The organism is Dysgonomonas sp. Shenzhen-Wh21, from assembly GCF_043392705.1.
In the GTDB taxonomy this organism is placed as follows: domain Bacteria; phylum Bacteroidota; class Bacteroidia; order Bacteroidales; family Dysgonomonadaceae; genus Dysgonomonas.
The window spans coordinates 1-18112 of the sequence record NZ_JAIXHZ010000120.1 but is presented as its reverse complement, the minus strand read 5'-3'; the positions used below and the strand labels follow the sequence as shown (position 1 = coordinate 18112).

General features: G+C 35.3%; 17 protein-coding genes and 1 tRNA gene. 7 read left to right on the top strand and 11 right to left on the bottom strand.

Features of this window, described 5'->3' with window-relative positions:
- A partial coding sequence (locus tag LDB17_RS07875; protein WP_393924974.1) for an OB-fold nucleic acid binding domain-containing protein occupies nt 1-1303 on the top strand: 1303 nt, incomplete at its 5' end.
- Nucleotides 1304-1396: 93 nt separating this feature from the next.
- Complete coding sequence (gene trxA / locus LDB17_RS07870) at nt 1397-1714, top strand: thioredoxin (protein ID WP_135105233.1); 318 nt, start codon at nt 1397-1399, stop codon at nt 1712-1714.
- A 133-nt stretch (nt 1715-1847) separates the two neighbouring features.
- On the opposite strand, the gene LDB17_RS07865 is transcribed toward trxA, so the two are convergent.
- Genes LDB17_RS07865 through LDB17_RS07855 form a run of 3 tightly spaced genes read right to left on the bottom strand, consistent with a single transcriptional unit; the run spans nt 1848 to nt 5964 of the window.
- Nucleotides 1848-4652 (bottom strand): pitrilysin family protein, encoded by a 2805-nt coding sequence (locus LDB17_RS07865; RefSeq protein ID WP_252638081.1) that lies wholly within the window; start codon nt 4650-4652, stop codon nt 1848-1850.
- Between the two features lie 19 nt (nt 4653-4671).
- A complete protein-coding gene (locus tag LDB17_RS07860; protein ID WP_252638080.1) occupies nt 4672-5529 on the bottom strand; it encodes an endonuclease/exonuclease/phosphatase family protein in 858 nt (285 codons plus the stop codon).
- Between the two features lie 45 nt (nt 5530-5574).
- The gene (locus LDB17_RS07855; protein ID WP_252638079.1) at nt 5575-5964 is read right to left on the bottom strand and encodes a diacylglycerol kinase family protein; all 390 of its coding nucleotides are present in this window, start codon (nt 5962-5964) and stop codon (nt 5575-5577) included.
- A gap of 168 nt (nt 5965-6132) precedes the next feature.
- On the opposite strand from LDB17_RS07855, the gene LDB17_RS07850 reads away from it, so the two are divergent.
- On the top strand, nt 6133-6483 hold the full coding sequence (locus LDB17_RS07850) for a hypothetical protein (RefSeq protein ID WP_252638078.1): 351 nt from the start codon (nt 6133-6135) through the stop codon (nt 6481-6483).
- Between the two features lie 142 nt (nt 6484-6625).
- On the top strand, nt 6626-7714 hold the full coding sequence (gene aroC / locus LDB17_RS07845; protein WP_252638077.1) for a chorismate synthase: 1089 nt from the start codon (nt 6626-6628) through the stop codon (nt 7712-7714).
- On the opposite strand, the gene LDB17_RS07840 is transcribed toward aroC, so the two are convergent.
- Nucleotides 7683-8012, bottom strand: coding sequence for a nitrous oxide-stimulated promoter family protein (locus tag LDB17_RS07840; RefSeq protein ID WP_289781692.1), 330 nt, complete (start codon nt 8010-8012; stop codon nt 7683-7685). The two genes, aroC and LDB17_RS07840, sit on opposite strands and share 32 nt — an antisense overlap.
- 62 nt (nt 8013-8074) lie before the next feature.
- Complete coding sequence (locus tag LDB17_RS07835; RefSeq protein ID WP_252638184.1) at nt 8075-8728, bottom strand: porin family protein; 654 nt, start codon at nt 8726-8728, stop codon at nt 8075-8077.
- A gap of 344 nt (nt 8729-9072) precedes the next feature.
- Between LDB17_RS07835 and LDB17_RS07830 the strand changes: the two genes are divergently transcribed.
- Nucleotides 9073-9240, top strand: coding sequence for a DUF362 domain-containing protein (locus LDB17_RS07830; protein ID WP_006842812.1), 168 nt, complete (start codon nt 9073-9075; stop codon nt 9238-9240).
- Between the two features lie 851 nt (nt 9241-10091).
- Here the strand turns inward: LDB17_RS07830 and LDB17_RS07825 are convergent.
- From LDB17_RS07825 to LDB17_RS07800, 6 genes are all read right to left on the bottom strand, one after another.
- Nucleotides 10092-10163 (bottom strand) — tRNA-Met (locus LDB17_RS07825).
- A gap of 124 nt (nt 10164-10287) precedes the next feature.
- Nucleotides 10288-11772 (bottom strand): DUF3078 domain-containing protein, encoded by a 1485-nt coding sequence (locus tag LDB17_RS07820; RefSeq protein WP_252638076.1) that lies wholly within the window; start codon nt 11770-11772, stop codon nt 10288-10290.
- A gap of 209 nt (nt 11773-11981) precedes the next feature.
- Nucleotides 11982-12482, bottom strand: coding sequence for a hypothetical protein (locus LDB17_RS07815; protein ID WP_252638075.1), 501 nt, complete (start codon nt 12480-12482; stop codon nt 11982-11984).
- 30 nt (nt 12483-12512) lie between these two features.
- Entirely contained in the window at nt 12513-13400 is an 888-nt protein-coding gene (locus LDB17_RS07810) for a hypothetical protein (protein WP_393924973.1), read from the bottom strand.
- Between the two features lie 270 nt (nt 13401-13670).
- On the bottom strand, nt 13671-14471 hold the full coding sequence (locus tag LDB17_RS07805) for an alpha/beta hydrolase (RefSeq protein ID WP_252638073.1): 801 nt from the start codon (nt 14469-14471) through the stop codon (nt 13671-13673).
- Between the two features lie 101 nt (nt 14472-14572).
- Nucleotides 14573-15595, bottom strand: coding sequence for an outer membrane beta-barrel protein (locus LDB17_RS07800; RefSeq protein ID WP_252638072.1), 1023 nt, complete (start codon nt 15593-15595; stop codon nt 14573-14575).
- A 334-nt stretch (nt 15596-15929) separates the two neighbouring features.
- On the opposite strand from LDB17_RS07800, the gene LDB17_RS07795 reads away from it, so the two are divergent.
- A complete protein-coding gene (locus LDB17_RS07795) occupies nt 15930-16907 on the top strand; it encodes an alpha/beta fold hydrolase (protein ID WP_252638071.1) in 978 nt (325 codons plus the stop codon).
- Between the two features lie 181 nt (nt 16908-17088).
- Nucleotides 17089-17928, top strand: coding sequence for a 50S ribosomal protein L11 methyltransferase (prmA, locus tag LDB17_RS07790; protein ID WP_252638070.1), 840 nt, complete (start codon nt 17089-17091; stop codon nt 17926-17928).
- The last annotated feature ends 184 nt before the right edge of the window (nt 17929-18112 follow it).

Sequence of the window (18112 nt, the reverse complement as noted above, 5' to 3'; positions counted from 1 at the left end):
GAACGGGCATCAAAAGAAGACACTGGAAAAGATATGGGCCGACTGGGAGAAATTTGCTTCGTATGCATTTAATAAGTCTCATGCGACATGTTATTCTTGGGTTGCATATCAAACGGCTTGGTTGAAGGCAAATTATCCATCCGAATATATGGCTGCGGTTCTCTCTCGGAACTTATCTAATATTACTGAAATTACTAAGTTTATGGATGAGTGTAAAGCCATGAACTTGAATGTTTTTGGACCTGATGTGAATGAATCATACCTTAAGTTCTCGGTAAACAAAGAAGGAGATATTCGCTTTGGTCTAGCAGCCGTTAAAGGTGTAGGGGAGGGGGCTGTAATGAATATCATAGAAGAAAGAAGAAATAATGGTCCGTTCAAAGATATTTTTGATTTTGTAGAGCGTGTGAATCTTAGTGCATGTAATAAGAAGAATATAGAATCTTTAGCTTTGGCCGGAGCTTTTGATAACTTTCCGGGAATGACGCGAGAGCAATTCTTTGGAATGAACGGTAAAGGCGAGACATTTATAGATATGCTTATTCGTTATGGGAATAAGTTTCAGATAGATAAAAATCAAGCTGCAAACTCCCTGTTTGGAGACGATGCTTCGTTTGATATTGCACGTCCCGAGATTCCCAAAGTTGAGAAATGGTCAGATCTGGAACGTTTGAATAAAGAGCGGGAACTGATCGGGATCTATTTATCAGCCCATCCACTTGATGAATACAAGATTATCCTAAATTATGTATGTAATGTAGGTATGTCTGAAATAGAAGATAAAGATGCGTTGAAAAATAAAGAAGTTACCTTTGGGGGGATGGTGAGTGGAATGCGTGAGGGCATCACCAAAAATGGAAAGCCCTATATGATATTGCGTATAGAGGATTTTACCGGTAGTGGAGAGATACCTCTTTTTGGCGATGATTATATCAATTTTAGTAAATATGGCCGTCCCGGTTTATATGTATTTGTAAGGGGGCGTGTGCAAGGGCGTAAGTATGATGCCAATCAGATGGAGCTTAAGATTAACTCAATTAATTTGTTGCCGGACATAAAAGATACCTTGGTGGAGAAGATAACTATTACATTGCCTCTGCATGACATGAATACCCAGATGGTAGAAGAATTATCTACTTTAACTAAAAACAATCCGGGTAATTCATTGTTATATTTTGAAGTAGTAGACGGAGAGCGAAATATGAAAGTAGATTTGTTCTCACGAAGCTATAAAATAAATGTGAAACAGGAACTTATTGATTATCTGGTGGAAAACGAAAGTTTTGTCTTTAAGGTAAATTGAAATTTTTATATCTAAAATAGATTATTTACCTTTGCACAGGAAAAAACAAAATAGACTTAATATATAAAATATATAAACAAATAGACAAAAGTTATGGCTTTAGAAATTACAGATGCAAGTTTTGAGGATGTTCTAAAATCGGACAAGCCTGTCGTTATTGATTTTTGGGCAGAATGGTGTGGCCCATGTCGTATGGTCGGCCCAATTGTTGAAGAATTGGCCGGTGAATATGCCGATAAAGTAACCATTGGTAAAGTAGATGTGGATAACAATGACGAGATTACCTCTAAATATGGTATTCGTAATATCCCTACTATACTTTTTATTAAAAATGGTGAAGTGGTTGATAAACAAGTTGGTGCTGCACAGAAATCTGTTTTAGTAGACAAAATTGAAAATCTATTGAAATAAATTCTGATCTTCATAGAGAACAGTGATGAATTACAGATATTGACAGTAATTTAAATATTGAAGATATAAACAAGAAAGCCGTCTGATATTTTTCAGACGGCTTTCTTTATTTTGAAATTCTAAAAGTCAGCTTTTATTTTTTCGGATTCATAATTACTTCTATATGATTTCCTTGAGATACCAATTGTTTAGTTAAAGCTTTGATATCATCTTTGGATAGAGAGTTCACAAGAGCTAAATAATTTGAATGGTTATCTTCCCCATAGAAATATTTGGAACCTAATATGCCCACCCAATAGCCGTTTTGTTTTTCATCCTCCTGGAATTTCTTTACCATATATTCTTTTACTTTCAGGAAGTCAGTGTCTTCAGGGCCGTTCTCAGCTATCTTATTTATTTCGCGGCTGATAATAGGTGTTATTGAAGCAACTCTTTCAGGATCAGTATCAAAAGACATTTGCAATACACTTTGACCTGCCGGAATACGAGAGATCCAAGAGCGTACCCCAACGCCATAAGTACCGCCGGCTTCTTCTCTTACTGTACGCACATATACAATATCCAATATTTGCTTAAGCGCAGATAATGCAATTTGATTTTTTTGCTCATAGTTCAGAGTTCCGCTATACATTTCGAATGCAGATGTTTTTGGCGTTTTCATCTCTTGTTCAAAAACATTTTCAACGTGTCCTTTACGTATATTCGAATCTACATTCTTGTATTTGGCATCTTTGTTTCCTGATGGTAGTGCAGCAAGGTATTGTTCTACCAATGGTTTCAGAATAGCTTCGTCCACTGTACCCACAAAGTTGAAAACAAATGAACCCGGATTAGCATATATTTCTTTGTATATTTCAATAATGCGATCGTAGTTCAACTTTTCTGCATCTTCTAACAACATAACTTGCATGCGAGGGTTGTCTCCATACATTGCTTTTGTTTTGTTGATATTCAAGATGAACGAAGGTTCGGAAGTTAAGTTCTTCAGCTGATTTTTGATCAAATCCATAATGTTGGAGTATGCCCCTTCGTCTTTGCGAGGAGCAGTAAAATATAGATAAGTCAACTGAAGCATTGTTTCCAAATCCTTCATGTTTGAAGAACCATTGAAACCTTGTGTATAAGCCGATATGCTATTGTTTACATTTGCAGATTTGCCAGCCAATACTTTCTTGAGATCTGTAGAGCTGAAATTGCCAATACCGCCTACTGATGGAACCATTGAAGCCATATTTGCATTATAGATATCAGCGTCAGGAACGATAGAAGTTCCTCCATAAGCATGAGCAGACATTAGTATCTCGTCATCTTTAAAGTCCGTTTTTTTAATAACTACTTTCATGCCGTTCGATAGTGTCCATATTGTAGTCCCTAGCGTGTTATCGGCTTCAGTCTTTACGATAGATCCCGGTTTTGGTAATTGGCTTACAAGAGGTTCGTTAGATACGGCTTCTTGGTATGCTGTAATATCTTCGGCTTCTACTTTCTTAAATACATTCAATAACTCATCTGTTGTAGGATACACAAGTCCTTCTTTTTCAGGGCCTGTTACGGTAATCACAATATTCTTATCCGCAATCAATTGTTTTACAACAGCGTTAATTGCTTGAGCATTAATAAATGGAGCAAACTTCTTAACGAAATCATATTCGTATTCGATACCCGGTATGCCTTCATCGCCGGTAAAGCTTCTTACATATTCTTGAACGTATCTGTTGTTAAGCTCTTTATTTCTGTTGTTATACATATTTTCATATTGTTCCAATAAAGTAGCTTTCGCTCTTTCTACTTCAGCATCAGTATATCCGAATCTTTTGATGCGTTCATTTTCTCTTATCAGGCTCGCTAAAGTCTCATCAACTTTTCCTTCCTTGCTTAGCGCAATAGTGGTCCATGCATCTTTTGTTTTTGATACGAAGAACTCTCCATCGTATGCGTAGGATGCAGCAAAGGGAGCATCTCCTTTTTGAGATATTTCCTCTAAGCGATCTGATAGCATATTCGAAGCAAAGCTTTTAATGAAGCTAATAATCAGGCCTTCCTGAGTTTGTTTTGTCTCAGCTGGTATTACATCGTGCTTAATATACAGAGTTACTTGAGTTCTTACAGCCTCAGGGTCGGTAATAACAGATACAATTGGTTTATCATTATCCGGAACAGGGAAGTAAACTCTTTCTGCCGGATTTACCGGTTTAGGAATGTCAGACCACATAGCTTTTATCTTGGCCTCTACTTCATCTACATTGATGTCTCCAACAATAACAATGCCCTGCAAATCGGGACGATACCATGTATGGTAGTAATCGCGTAATGTCTGATAAGGGAAATTTTCTACGATTTCCATTTTACCAATGGGCATGCGGTCGGCGTATTTACTTCCTTCGAAAATAACAGGAAGTTGTTTGTCCCATATGCGGTACTGAGCGCCGCTACGGGTACGCCATTCTTCTTTTATAACAAGTCTTTCTTCATCAATTTGCTCATCTTTCAGAGCGATAAATCCAGACCAGTCGTGCAATACCATCAAGCATGAATCAATAATCGCATCGCGTACTACGGGAACGTCATCTAGATTGTATACAGTTTCGTCAAACGAAGTGTATGCATTTACATTTGCACCAAATTTAACACCGATTGACTCCAGATAATTTAACATGGTCTTTTTCCCCGGAAAGTTTTTTGACCCGTTGAAAGCCATGTGTTCAAGAAAGTGGGCTAATCCTGCCTGATTGTCTTCTTCCTGCATAGAACCTACCTTCTGAGCGATATAAAAGTTAGCTCGTTTCTCAGGGTAGGCGTTATGACGGATATAGTATGTAAGTCCGTTTTCTAACTTCCCATATCTAACCTGCGGATCGATAGGTAGTTTTTCCATTGTTTGTGCTTTGACAAGTCCGGCTATGGCTAGTAAAGCGATAAAAATAAAAGACTTCCTCATATTATTAATGTTTAAAGTGTTATTCTATAATTAGTTTAGAAAGTACCGGCTTATGATCGGAGACGAAAGTTCCATTTAAAGTGTCGGGCAAGACTGCATAATCTTGTACCTTTATTTGTTTACTCACAAATATATAATCAATTAGAGGACGTTCGCTTTCAGCTAGTCTACCAAAGTTGTGGAATGTCCAGTCTGTACCTGATGTTTTTAGGGCAACCGTTTTGCTGTCTATCAGGTGATTTGCTTTTGAAGCATCTGTAATATTTTTAATCGCTTCCGATTGCGGAGTATCATTAAAATCTCCTGTAAGTACTATCGGCAGACCTTTTCCCAGCTCTTCAGCTTTCTTTAATAGTAAGTTTCCACCTTCTTTGCGGGCAATCGACCCATCATTATCAAGGTGTGTATTAATAGCAAATATTTCTTTACCTGTAGTTTTTTCTTTTAGTATAGCCCAGGTTGCCACACGTATATATGATGCATCCCAACCTTTAGAACCTGCCACTTCGGGCGTTTCACTTACCCAGAATGTGCCGGACTCTATAGCCGAGAATCTATCTTTTTTATAGAAAATGGGGCTGAATTCTCCCTTGTCTGCACCATCTTCACGTCCTACGCCTATTGCTGTGTATTGCGGCAGGCGTTCTTTCAGGTCATTCATCTGGTTCAACAAAACCTCTTGCATGCCGAGTATATCCACATCATTCATCCGAACCATTTCAGCGGCATTGTCTTTTCTGTATTGCCAGCTGTTAAGACTGTCGCTGGGAACATCCAAACGAATATTGAATGTCATTACATTCAGCTCTAAAGGTTTTGTATTACAGGATGATATGAAAAGTAAAGAGGAAAGTAATAAGTAAATTAATTTTTTCATTTTAAGAACGTTAATTGAATGAAACTATTTATTGGTATTTGAAATTTATGCAAATAAATTATACAATTTGGGTAAGAAAATAATAGCTCCGCAGATGACAGATATTACAGACGATACAAAAACTGCAGCTGCGGCAAGGTCTTTTACTTTTTTTATAACTTCATTCCACTGAGGTGATATATAATCACATATATTCTCGATGGCAGAATTTATTATCTCTAGGCTAAAAACTAACGCTATCAGAATACATATAACAAGCCATTCTGTATTTGATATTTTTAAAAGAAATCCAGCCGTAACTACAACTATTACAATAGCTATATGTATACGGGAATTATGCTCTTCCAAAAATAATACTCTCAAACCGTTTAGTGCATATAAAGCCGATTTAGAACGCTTTTCTAGCGAAAATTTCTCCGAACCTTTTTTGCTCATTTCAGGCAACCCTTAAATTGGAATACATTTGAATCGCTAATTTAGTAACAAAAAAATGATAAAAAGACAGTTCCTGCTTCTTTTTGGTAAATAACTTTTGCTTTTTATTTGTTTCTGATATTCGGTTTCTGTAATTTTGAATAACAAAATCTGAAAAATCTGAAAAATATGAAAAAGTACATATTCTTTTTATTATTGTCTATCGGATTGACTTCTTGTAATTTGAGTTATCAAAACAATCTGGAGAAAATGGGTGATGCTGTAAGGCAGCATATGAGGTACAGGGATGCAGATAATGGGACTATAACCAAGGTGGAATACTTTAAGCCGATATCGTACGAAAAAATAGCCAAAGAAAAACGTCAGAAACCTGATGAGGCTTATCTATTTCGGGTATACATTCAGGGTACATGGTCTTATGACAACAGTTATAGGATATATAATATCAATGACACTGTCAATTGTTATCTGAACGAAGACAAAAAGGTGTTGAGGATGGATGAGAATAAAGAAAACTAAGAAAACTATCTTCAATATATAGAAAATAAGAGGGTGTTTCTTCTTTCATTTTAGAAAGGGAAATTGCCCTCTTTTAATATATCTGCTCGATTATTAAATTATTTCATGTAATTTTGTATTATTATCATATTTAAGATTATCGATGAATACTTTTGGAAATATATTCAGACTTACTTCTTATGGAGAGTCTCATGGTGCTGGTATCGGAGGAGTTATTGATGGTTGCCCTCCCGGGATAACCGTAGATATGGAGTTTATACAAAACGAACTAAATCGCCGTCGCCCGGGACAATCTAAGATAACTACTCCTCGCAAAGAAGCAGATGAAGTAGAGTTCTTATCGGGTATATATGATGGTAAAACTACCGGAGTACCGATAGGATTTCTTATTCGAAATAATAACCAGCATTCGTCAGATTACGACAACCTGAAAGATATTTATCGTCCTTCTCATGCAGACTATACATATTCTCAGAAGTATGGTATACGTGATCACCGTGGAGGAGGCAGGTCGTCGGCCCGCGAAACTATTGCTCGTTGTGTAGGCGGGGCATTAGCTAAGCTTGCGTTGAAACAATTAGGAGTGGAAATATTGGCTTATACTTCGCAAGTAGGACATATAAAGCTCGAAAAACTATACAAGAATTATGATCTGTCGCTTATAGAATCTACGCCTGTACGTTGCCCCGACCCTGAGAAAGCAAAGTTAATGATAGAACTTATAGAAGAGGTTAAGTCGAAAGGGGATACTATTGGCGGCGTTATTTCGTGCGTTATAAAGGGTGCTCCTGTAGGATTAGGAGAGCCTGTATTTAATAAGTTACATGCCGCTTTAGGGAATGCTATGCTTGGCATAAATGCGGTGAAAGGGTTTGAATACGGCGATGGATTTGATGTCAATCACAGAGGATCGGAGGTCAATGATGTATTCTATAACGATAATGGTAAGATAGGAACCAAGACAAACCATTCGGGAGGTATACAAGGTGGAATATCAAACGGACAAGATATTTATTTTCGTGTAGCTTTCAAACCTGTGGCAACAATTTTGATGCATCAGGAGACTGTAAATAAAGATGGAGATAGTACAGATCTTAAGGCTCGTGGACGTCACGACGCTTGTGTTCTACCTCGTGCAGTACCAATTGTTGAGGCTATGGCGGCGATGACTATTTTAGATTATTATCTTTTGAGTTGTACTAATCGTGTTTTCTTGGATAAGCTTTCTTAGGTGATCTCAGCCCTTTGATCAAGTGCTTAGTTGCTAAAATGGGATTGTGAAGTAGCATTCGTGGACCGGAGTACTTCATAATTTCTTTTATTCTTTCTCTCATTTCCGAACTATAGCAGTGAACTTTACAGTTTTGGCATGTAGGTTTATCCTCACCAAATATGCATTTCGTTAACTTTCTTTGTGCGTAATTGTTCAGTTCAGCGCAAGACGAGCATAAAGCATGGCTTGTACCATGTTTATCTTTACAGTACAAGTGAATCATCTTTCCGATGGTCTTTTTTTCAGTAGTATTCATTTGCAAAGAATCTCCTATATAGAAGACAGGTATAATGATTATGATCAAAAATGATCCCTCTATTATTCAAAGTTAAACACAAGTGATATCATTCGTGTTTTTCCCGATGAAATCGCTTGAGTATATTTAATTAAATCTTTATCAGATAAATCTGATCTGTCTTTATTTACAACATCAGTCAGTCCGAATGAAAATTTTAATTCAGGACACAGTTTAAATAGCGGTAAATACAAATTACATCCAACGCCAAACTCCAGACCATAGTCCATCGACTTGAATCGAAGTATATCATTCTTCTTTTGTCCGATATTTAAAGCTGCGTATGCTCCAGCAAGCAGATAGGGTCTGAAATTCCCTGTACGATCTGCGCTAAATTTGAGATAAAGAGGTAGTGTTAAATAATTACTCCTCAAGGCTGATTCATATTCTTTACCGGATGTTTGTTCTTTAAAAACAAAACGCCTTTCCCCGAAATGTAGAGAAGGAGTGGCCCGCAGATTGAAATATTGATTCAAATATCTGTCGGCAATCATACCTACGCTAAATCCTACCGAATAGGAGGGGATTTCCGTAAACCAAGCTTCACCGTTATCTCCCACATAGCCCGAATGTGATATAATAAGGTCTTGTGCTTGGAATCCAACCATAAAGCCCAAATGATACATCTTTTGATCTGCAAAAGGTAGGTTTTGCGGTTTACGAGTCTGTGCCTGCATATTAATACCGAACAGGACAATAAAAGATAGGTATAATAGTATTAATTTTTGCTGTTTCAAAATTCAGTATTTATTTCTAATAACGTATTTGCTGTTAGTTATTGCAAAGTACTTATTTTAATCTAGAAAGCGTAAAAATAGTAATTTCTTCATCTTATTGATGTAAAACAAAAACTATTCATAATGAGTTTATTGCCAGGTAAATAATATTGATCGAGACTTTCGTAAATAGATATAAACAATATAAATATTAATAATATCTAATCCTATCTATTTTAGATACAGAAAAAACTCATTATATTTGCCAAATCAAAGTTAGTAATAATATTAAAAAAACAAAAATCATGGCTTACGTTATTAATGAAGATTGTATTGCTTGCGGTACTTGCATCGATGAATGTCCTGTAAATGCAATATCAGAAGGAGACATCTACAAAATTGATCCAGATGCATGTACTGACTGTGGTACTTGTGCTGATGCTTGTCCAACTGAAGCAATTCATCCTGCTTAATTAGAATTATCAGGATAACAAAATATAAAGGAAGCTTTTTAGCTTCCTTTTTTGTTTTTATAGTAGTTATCATGAGAAGTCTTAGTCCTTTCTGTTTTTTATTGAATGCTTTGTTAGACTATAAAAGTGATTTGTTTGGGAATTGAGGGTGATTGTTATGGAATTATTCCAGATTGAGACTCTATATGATATAAATAATATGATATGAGAACTGTATTGTTGCCATCTATCTTTATGCTTATTTTTATACTAATATCTTGTAAAAAAAATCAAGATCAATCAATGATAGGGAATAGAGAAAAAAATCTATATGTTGGAAGACTCTTAGAATTGAATCTCAAAATCAGGTAATAGTTATTGATAAATATGAGAATTATGGAGTTCGAGATACATGTGACCTTAAAGAGATAAGAATCAATGAATCTGTCATCGAATATGAGCCTATAAATAGAGGACAAGAATATTTTGACATAACAGAACAAGAGAAAGATTCAGTGTTTTATTATATCTACGATATTGTAACAAATCCTGTTTATACAGAACAATTCGCGACCTGCTATGTAGGTAATATTTTTATTGGATTTAGTACAGGGAGTGCAACTCAACTATGTAAATATAATTCCGTTGGCAATTGGACTACAATATCACTTTCAACAGAGAAGTTGTATAATTTATTGAGAAGAAAAACAAAAATTTCAAAGTATTCGATTTCTATCGAATGATGACTGGATGTTTCTTGCATTCTTCAATGCTTGGTTTCTCTGATTATACATTTGCAAGCATTGTAAAATATTCCAAAATCAATATATAAAACAAAAAAGCAACCTCAATTGAGATTGCTTTCTTTTTAGTTGCGGAGACCGGATTCGAACCGATGACCTCCAGGTTATGAGCCTGGCGAGCTACCACTGCTCCACCCCGCGATCTTGTGAGTGCAAAAGTATAGAAATAATTGTAACATTCCAAATAAAAACGGGTAAATAAATAAATTTTTTCTATACTTGTAAGTTACTTATTGATTACAAGGGTGTTAAAAAAGGAAATATTTTACCACGTATAAGTAAGTCCAAAACCTACCATCTCATTATATTGAAAATATCCCCAATCTCCTTTTTTAGTCGGAGGTACACCATCGTCATAGCGCAGGTAGAAATAAATAGACGTTGATAAAAATCTATTTAGGTTCATTGTGTATTTATTCTCACATTCAAATAGTATTTTCTCATAGTTTGTAAAATACATAATTCGACTTGTGAATTTGTTATATCGGTTAAATGAATATGATATATCTGCCTTAACTGTAGATCCTAAATCCAGTTTACTTTTCTTCCCTTCATCTACTCCATATCTCGACTTGTCCACCATTGTATCAGCTACTAAAGTGTAGTTAATAGAGGCTGGAGATAGTTCTAACGACAAGTTTAATCGCTTGTATTTATCTTTAGGTGATATGTTTTCTGTAGTGTATCGCATACCAATACCCGAATTGACAACTAAAGGAGAAAATAAAGATCTTACTCTCGATTCACTGTTTACAGGATAACCTCTGAATATTGGTGTTTCTATCTTTAAGTTGACATTGTATGACCATTTTTTAAATGCAGTTATTCCAAAAAGACTACTGTTTCTTACATAATCTTCAATGATACTAATTTTATGGAATTTGTCGGCAGGTGTTCTCTGGACATTTAAACGCCATTCGAAAGTGTTTTCAAAACTAGTCTTGTTTTTCTTATACTTTACATTCAGCTTGTGATAATTTATTATGCTAAAGTTGCTATTCCCTCCATTGTACCAATTGTCTGAAAGCTCATTCTGATTTATCTGCAATGAATGTTCTCCTGTTTTGATCCAATACACCGGTTTTATTCGTATTTTCTCTACTTCCGGTTTATTGATGCCTATCGGATCATCAGTTGTAAGTAAATCTTGGAATATACTCTTTTTCTCGACTATAGTCTCCTTTAAGAGAGGAATGTCTTTAAAATGAAATGCATTCAATTTAACCCTTTGAGGATTATTCATGTAGTACTGTCTTCTTTCAGCCTCTATCTCCTTAACCCGTGCAAGTTTAGGCGCAAAAGTACTATCCGGAGATATCAAATGAAACTCGCTTGTAGTATCATTTTCTGATTTTTTTGATAAGAAGTCCATATCTGATGGTAATATCTTACCATCAAAAACAACAGGTAAGAATACCGGATCAAAAATCACCGTATCTCTAAATGATACATGATCATCAAATGGCATCCAATCATTTTTTAGAATAAGCAGTCCTTTTTCATCTCTTAGAGGTTGCAGATTACTCGCATTTAATCCATTTGCATAAGCAGAGTCGATTCTTAACGGAGCCGAAAATCCTTTGGTTGTATCTCGTGTTGAAATCTTCTTGAGTTGCCTGTCTATATTTGTTATATCTTTCAAAATACTATCTTTCTGTTGCCTTACAAGACCTGTATTCTGTGCATTTACAGATGTAGAAAATATAAACAAACATATAATAAAACAGAGGTAGACTTTATTTACTCTCATTTTACTTATCTTTTTCAGAGAAAGTTATCCTTAATAATTTTCATTTTATAAGATGCAAATTTAGTAATTAAATCCTATATTTAATGCTTTATTATCCCGGGAGATAATAAAAAGATTCAATTTAGTGAATTAATTGTTAAATAGTTAACCCTATTATATAATTATGGACTTAATGTGTTTAAGCCCATAATTATCAAATATTTAAATATTTACCACATCAATACAATGTAAAAAGTTTTATCTTTATCAGGACGATATTCGGTCTTGAAATCTGAATATGTCAGATAAAATCCGACTCCACCCGGATAAAAGTCGTAATCAGCAGTCTCTGTCCATAACAATTCACCCTTATCATCTTTTCCCCCTAGATGTAGAACATAAGGAAGTCCATTTTTGACGCCTTTGGCGGTTTCAATATATCCAATAACAGCACCCTCTTTATAAATGAAGTTACTTAATTCATTTAGGGGTTTGTTTACAAAGAAATGAGAATTGAGCTCCCCTGGATCTCCTACTAATTTCCACTCATTGGGTTTTATCGTAAATGATGTTACGTACCAATTTGTACCATAACCATCCTTTCCATCGATACCATCTTTCCCATTCAGTCCACTTTGTCCGGAAGGACCCATTGGTCCGGCAGGTCCTTCACATGATGAGAATAAAGAAAATGTAATAGCTACGATTAACAATAAAAATAAATTCTTCATAATAACATAATTTTAAATATAAATAATGCTTTAACGTCTGCTTCTTTCTTGTTCTTGCCTTTCTTGCGCCTCTCGTTGACGGCGAGACTCTGTTTCTCTTCGTTCTTGTTCTTGTCTTTCTTGAGCCTCTCGTTGACGACGAGATTCTGCTTCTCTGCGTTCTCTTTCAGTATTTATATTCTCTTTGCCTGAAACCGATTCAGGTAGAGGTCTTATAGACGGAGTTGTTGGTCTCTCTGTGATTTCTGGTCTGGGACGTTCTCCCGGACGAGAAGGTTCCGGACGTTCAGGTCTGTTGATCGGATTGCGGTCTGGATTACGATCAGGATTCGGTCGATTCGGCAATTGAGGTCGATGAGACTCGTGAGGTCTACTCGGTCTCTCTGGTCTATTCGGTCTGTTAGGTTTATTATTCCAAACAGGAGGAGTTATATCATAGTCATAATACCAATTGTAACTATTGTCGTAATGCCAATAAAAGTAATTATCTGTATATGAAGGATAGTAGTTGTAATAATTGTCGTAATAATACTGATTATATTCATATTCTATCGGGTAATTATTGTAGCTGTCATTAGGATAATTACTATATTCATTGTTCGTTGTGTTATGATTTTTAGTATAATAAGTATCTTCTACATAATTGTTCGGACTTAATGGTTCTAAAATATAATTTTCACTTTCTGCATAGCTCATTTCTGAATTAGAATTAGCATCCGTCTTCGGTAGATTCCAATGCAAAGGGCGACTTGGAGTCTGCTCCGGAACGGTATCACCGTTTTTTATAGATACATCTTTTATAGTATCTTTTATCTCAGTGTCAGGTTTGTTATTCTCTTTATTATCAGATCGCTGATTACAGCTTGATGGTATAAGTAATGGGGCCAATATGGCAAAAAGAATTACTGTTCGTCTCATGGCGATATCATATTAGTTGTTATTAAAATGCGGATAAATGTTTTATAGTAATAGTCGGTATCTTAGTTTTGTCTTATTTGTTTATAGCATATTGATGTCTTTTATGTGTTTGTTATTGGTTGTAATATATCTTTAAGACTAATAAATTTAAGATTGGTTTAATTTAGTTTGTCTTTTTATCGCGTGTATGTCAAATTTACACAATAAAAGTTATTTAACAAATAAAATGGAGTAAAATGTATATCTATTTATAAAATGATTAATAATGAATCATTTTGACCGGAGGTGAATCAAATTTTTCTTATATTGTTCATTATATGTTATATCATTATGCCCTTCATTAGTTAATATGACTAACGAATCTTCTTTTTTGAACAAGGAGCTAAGCATTATCGAATTCTTATAATTTATAACCATGTCTGCGTCTCCATGAAAAATAACAATCGGCATTCTACAATTAGTAATATATTTATATGTCTCTAATTTATATTTTACCAAAAAGCGAGGGATGACGGGGCAGATATTTTGAATCATGTCAGTCATAGAATAATACGGAGCTTGTAGAATTAATAAATGAGGATTGTTTACGGATGCCAGCCAAGTTGCGGGGCATGTGCCTATAGAATAGCCTAATACGGTGATGCTATCTTCATCATACAATTCTTTCATTTTATCGTAGGCCGTTTGTATGTCTTCGAATAATTCTGCCTGACTATGAATTTCGCCTTCACTTTTACCAAAGCCTCTATAATCCAATAAAAATACATCGTATCCTAACTCTGTATAGAGAGAAGCTACACTTCCCCATGAATCTAAAGCTCCCGCATTACCATGCAGATAGAAAATTAACCCTTTAGGTTCATGTGCTCTGAAAAGTAGTCCATTTAGTTTTACTCCATCATCTGTTTGTATATATAGCCCTTTAAAATTTTCTTTAAAGTGGAATTTATAATCTTTGCCTAACTTATCAGGGTAGAATAAGAATCTTTCTTGGAAAAAGTAGAACGTACCGCAAAGTATTATATAAAATACCAGTACTATAGCAAGAAACCGAATCGCAATTTTTACCATTATATCGTATTCGTTATGTAATCAATAGGTAATAAAAAAGCATACATGGATTATCCATGTATGCTAAGTTAATATTAAATATAGAAAAGAATAAGCAGATATTACAAATTAAACTCTACACTTACAAATAAATATCTTTGTGATTTTGAATGATCAGGATTCAGATTTCGAAAGTTAGGAGCAATTTTCAATTGTTTTACAGGTTGAAATTCTACTCCGATCATCATCAACTGACCGTCAAGACTATTCCATGCTGTATTAAAACTATTCGGAGCCGAAGAGTCTACTAAATCGTAACGAGCAAATGTTCTCCATTTAGGAGCCAGTGCGATTGATGTATAGACAGAATACCCGAAATAATCTTTCTTCTCAACAAATCCTTTATTAAAAACGCGGTTGTATTCAGCGCCGGCAGAGATTTTCTTGTCCTTGTATCCTGCAAACACAGCCATTGTGTATTGATCTTTAAAGTTTGCATCTGTAACTCCTTCGGGTAAAGCATCTCTCAAGTTTTCACTTTCATTATAAACATCTCCATATATGCGGAGTATCGTATTTTTTGTAGGATGAAGGCTCAGCCCGGCAGCATATTTCATACTATTATCTTTTTTAATCTTCTTATATCCTTCTCCGTTGGTGATTCCCAAGTCTGCCGAAATGTACGGATTGAACGCATATTCTGCCGTTACTCCCATATCTACACTTGGCCCCATTTTGTTTAAGTCCTGAAATGATTTCATCACATAACGATGCATCCAGTATGTTTCTTGTACACTAAAGCCCATCAGCCCAATTAATCCGGCATTAACACTAAAACCTTTATCACTCCAGTTTACAAAAGCATTTCGTAGATATACTTCGAGTCCATCGGAAGATGTTTTTCCGGCAGCACCATCAATAACGACTTGAGCCTGTAACGTACGTGTGAATTTATAATTATACCCAAGGAGAGCTCTTGTGATATCAAACCCTGACTTATCATCATCACCAAAGCCTTTACTAAAATCAAGAAAGCTTCGAGCAATAATCTTCCCCGATGGCTTAAAGGCTAAAGAATCCTGAGCATAAGAGGTGGCACTACAAAGTATAGAAAATAGAAAGAAAATAGAAAAATATCGTTTCATACTCACAGTTTATAATTTCTCACAAAGTAAAATGAAAAGATTTGAAAATATAATCTTCACATTATTAATGTTTTGTTAAGATAATATGACGAAAAATATACGGAATGTATATATGTGCGTATTTCGTTGTGCTTTAGATGAATAGCGAAAGGTTTTATAGGGTTATGGTAATTGTTTTATAGAATCATGCTATTCATTTGTTCTGTATTTCAAATACTATGTAATAAAAATGATATATTTGATGTCGGAGAAAGTTGTATATGTAAGTTGTAATATAGTAATCTGAAAGTATAATGGTTTTAGATAAATATAGATACTGATAAAACTTAATATCATGAAGTCGAGCCCAACATTTACTAATGTCATTTTTATTGTCTGTTTTATATTTATCCTTATCTCCAATAGGGCTGTAGCTCAATCAGGGAAGGTAGATGCAAATGGAATAACTATTGCCTATGAAACTTTTGGCGACTCCAAAAACGAAGCGATTGTATTGATACAGGGAACAGGGGCAACTTTGCTGCATTATCCTGTCGAGCTATGTGAAAAGCTAGCTGCAAATGATTTCTATGTCATTCGTTTCGATAATCGGGATATAGGCTTATCTACTCACCTTGATTCATTGGGGCAGCCCGACTGGGTAGCTATCGGGCCTCATATAGGTACTTGCAATGATGCTTCATTACCCTATACTCTGTTGGATATGTCTAAAGATGTAACAGGCTTGATGGATGCTCTAAGGATTGACAAGGCTCATATAGTAGGAGCATCGATGGGTGGTGCTATTGCTCAATTAATAGCAATTCATTTTCCACAGAGAGTTCTGACTCTGACTAGTATGAGTGCTTCGTCGGGTAATCCTTTACGACCCCAAGGTGATGCAAATGCGCTGAAAACCATGGCAACACCTCCTCCTCAAACCACAGATGTCGATTCAATCGCAAATTATCTTGTCGGTGTTTATAAGGCTTTGGGAGGAATAGATTCCGATGAGGTACTGAAAGAAAGGGCTTTGAATCATGTAAAAAATAGAAACTGGAAACCGGAAAGCGTAAACAGGCAAGTAGCAGTAGTATTGATAGGAGACTACTGCGATAGGAGAGAACAACTGAAGCAAATAAGCCTCCCAACTTTAGTCATACAAGGCGATAGAGATCCAATAGTACCCTTGGAAGCAGGAAGAGAGGTTGCGGTATCTATTCCAAATTCTAAGCTATGTATAGTCGAAGGAATGGGGCATGATATTTCCCTCTCATTTGTTGATGAAATAGCAAAGTGTATTGTTCTGTTTATACAACAATCAAACAATTAGTAAATAACAAGAAGCTGTTCTTGAGGCTATTCAGTTGCAGTAATTACCCTATTTCTTAATATTTCTCATTTTGTTTAAAATCACAGAAAGATTATTTGTCGCTGTGTAAAACTAAATCTAAAAAGCAAAGACGACTTCATTATAAAACACTACTTTTGCAGCAACGCAAATTAATATTAATATGAAATATACAGAAGTGACTTTTACGTGCTCTCCCAATGATGAGATAGTTAACAGTATTCTATCTGCTACTATTGCCGATATAGGCTTCGAGAGCTTTGTTGAGAACGAATCCGGGACTACGGCATACGTTCAAAGTGACCTGTTTGATGAGGCTCAATTGAACGAAATTTTAGAAAATTTTCCTTATGAAGCAAAGATAACTTATACTTATAAGGAAATAGAAGAAAAGAATTGGAACGAAGAATGGGAAAAAAACTATTTTCAACCTTTGATTATCGATGATAAATGTATAATACAAAGTACTTTCCATAATGCGCCGGCGATATATGATTATAACATATATATAGATCCTAAAATGGCATTTGGAACAGGTCATCATCAAACCACCGAGCTGATGATAAGAGAGATATTGAAAGAAGACTTCACCGGAAGATCTTTGCTTGATATGGGCACCGGGACAGCTATTCTGGCTATCTTAGCCTCGATGCGGGGAGCCGGGCCGATTGAAGCAATAGATATTGATCAGTGGGCATACGACAATGCGATGGAGAATATAAAATTGAATGGCATAGATAACATTACGGTTAAGATAGGAGGGGCAAACCTACTTGTGAATATGGCTTTCGATGTTATATTAGCCAATATTAATAGAAATATTCTGTTGAATGATATTCATGCTTATGCGTCTGTTTTAAACAACGGTGGATGCTTGTATATGAGTGGATTTTATATTGATGATATCCCTGCCATAACCGAAGAATGCAAAAAAAATGGATTGACATTCTGTCACAATACACAAAAAGACAATTGGACTGCAGTGAAATTCCAAAAGGCCTAAAACGACATACGAGGAGGCTTCTGAATGAAACCTCCTCGTATGTTTGAGTTAATTAGGTATTAGGCTTTAAGGTAAATAAAGATTGTTTGGTTATCATTACAAAGGAACTACATTTATGAGTCCTCGCCAAATAAAAAAACATATTATAAAACATATTTTTTATAAATTTTGCTAACCAAACATG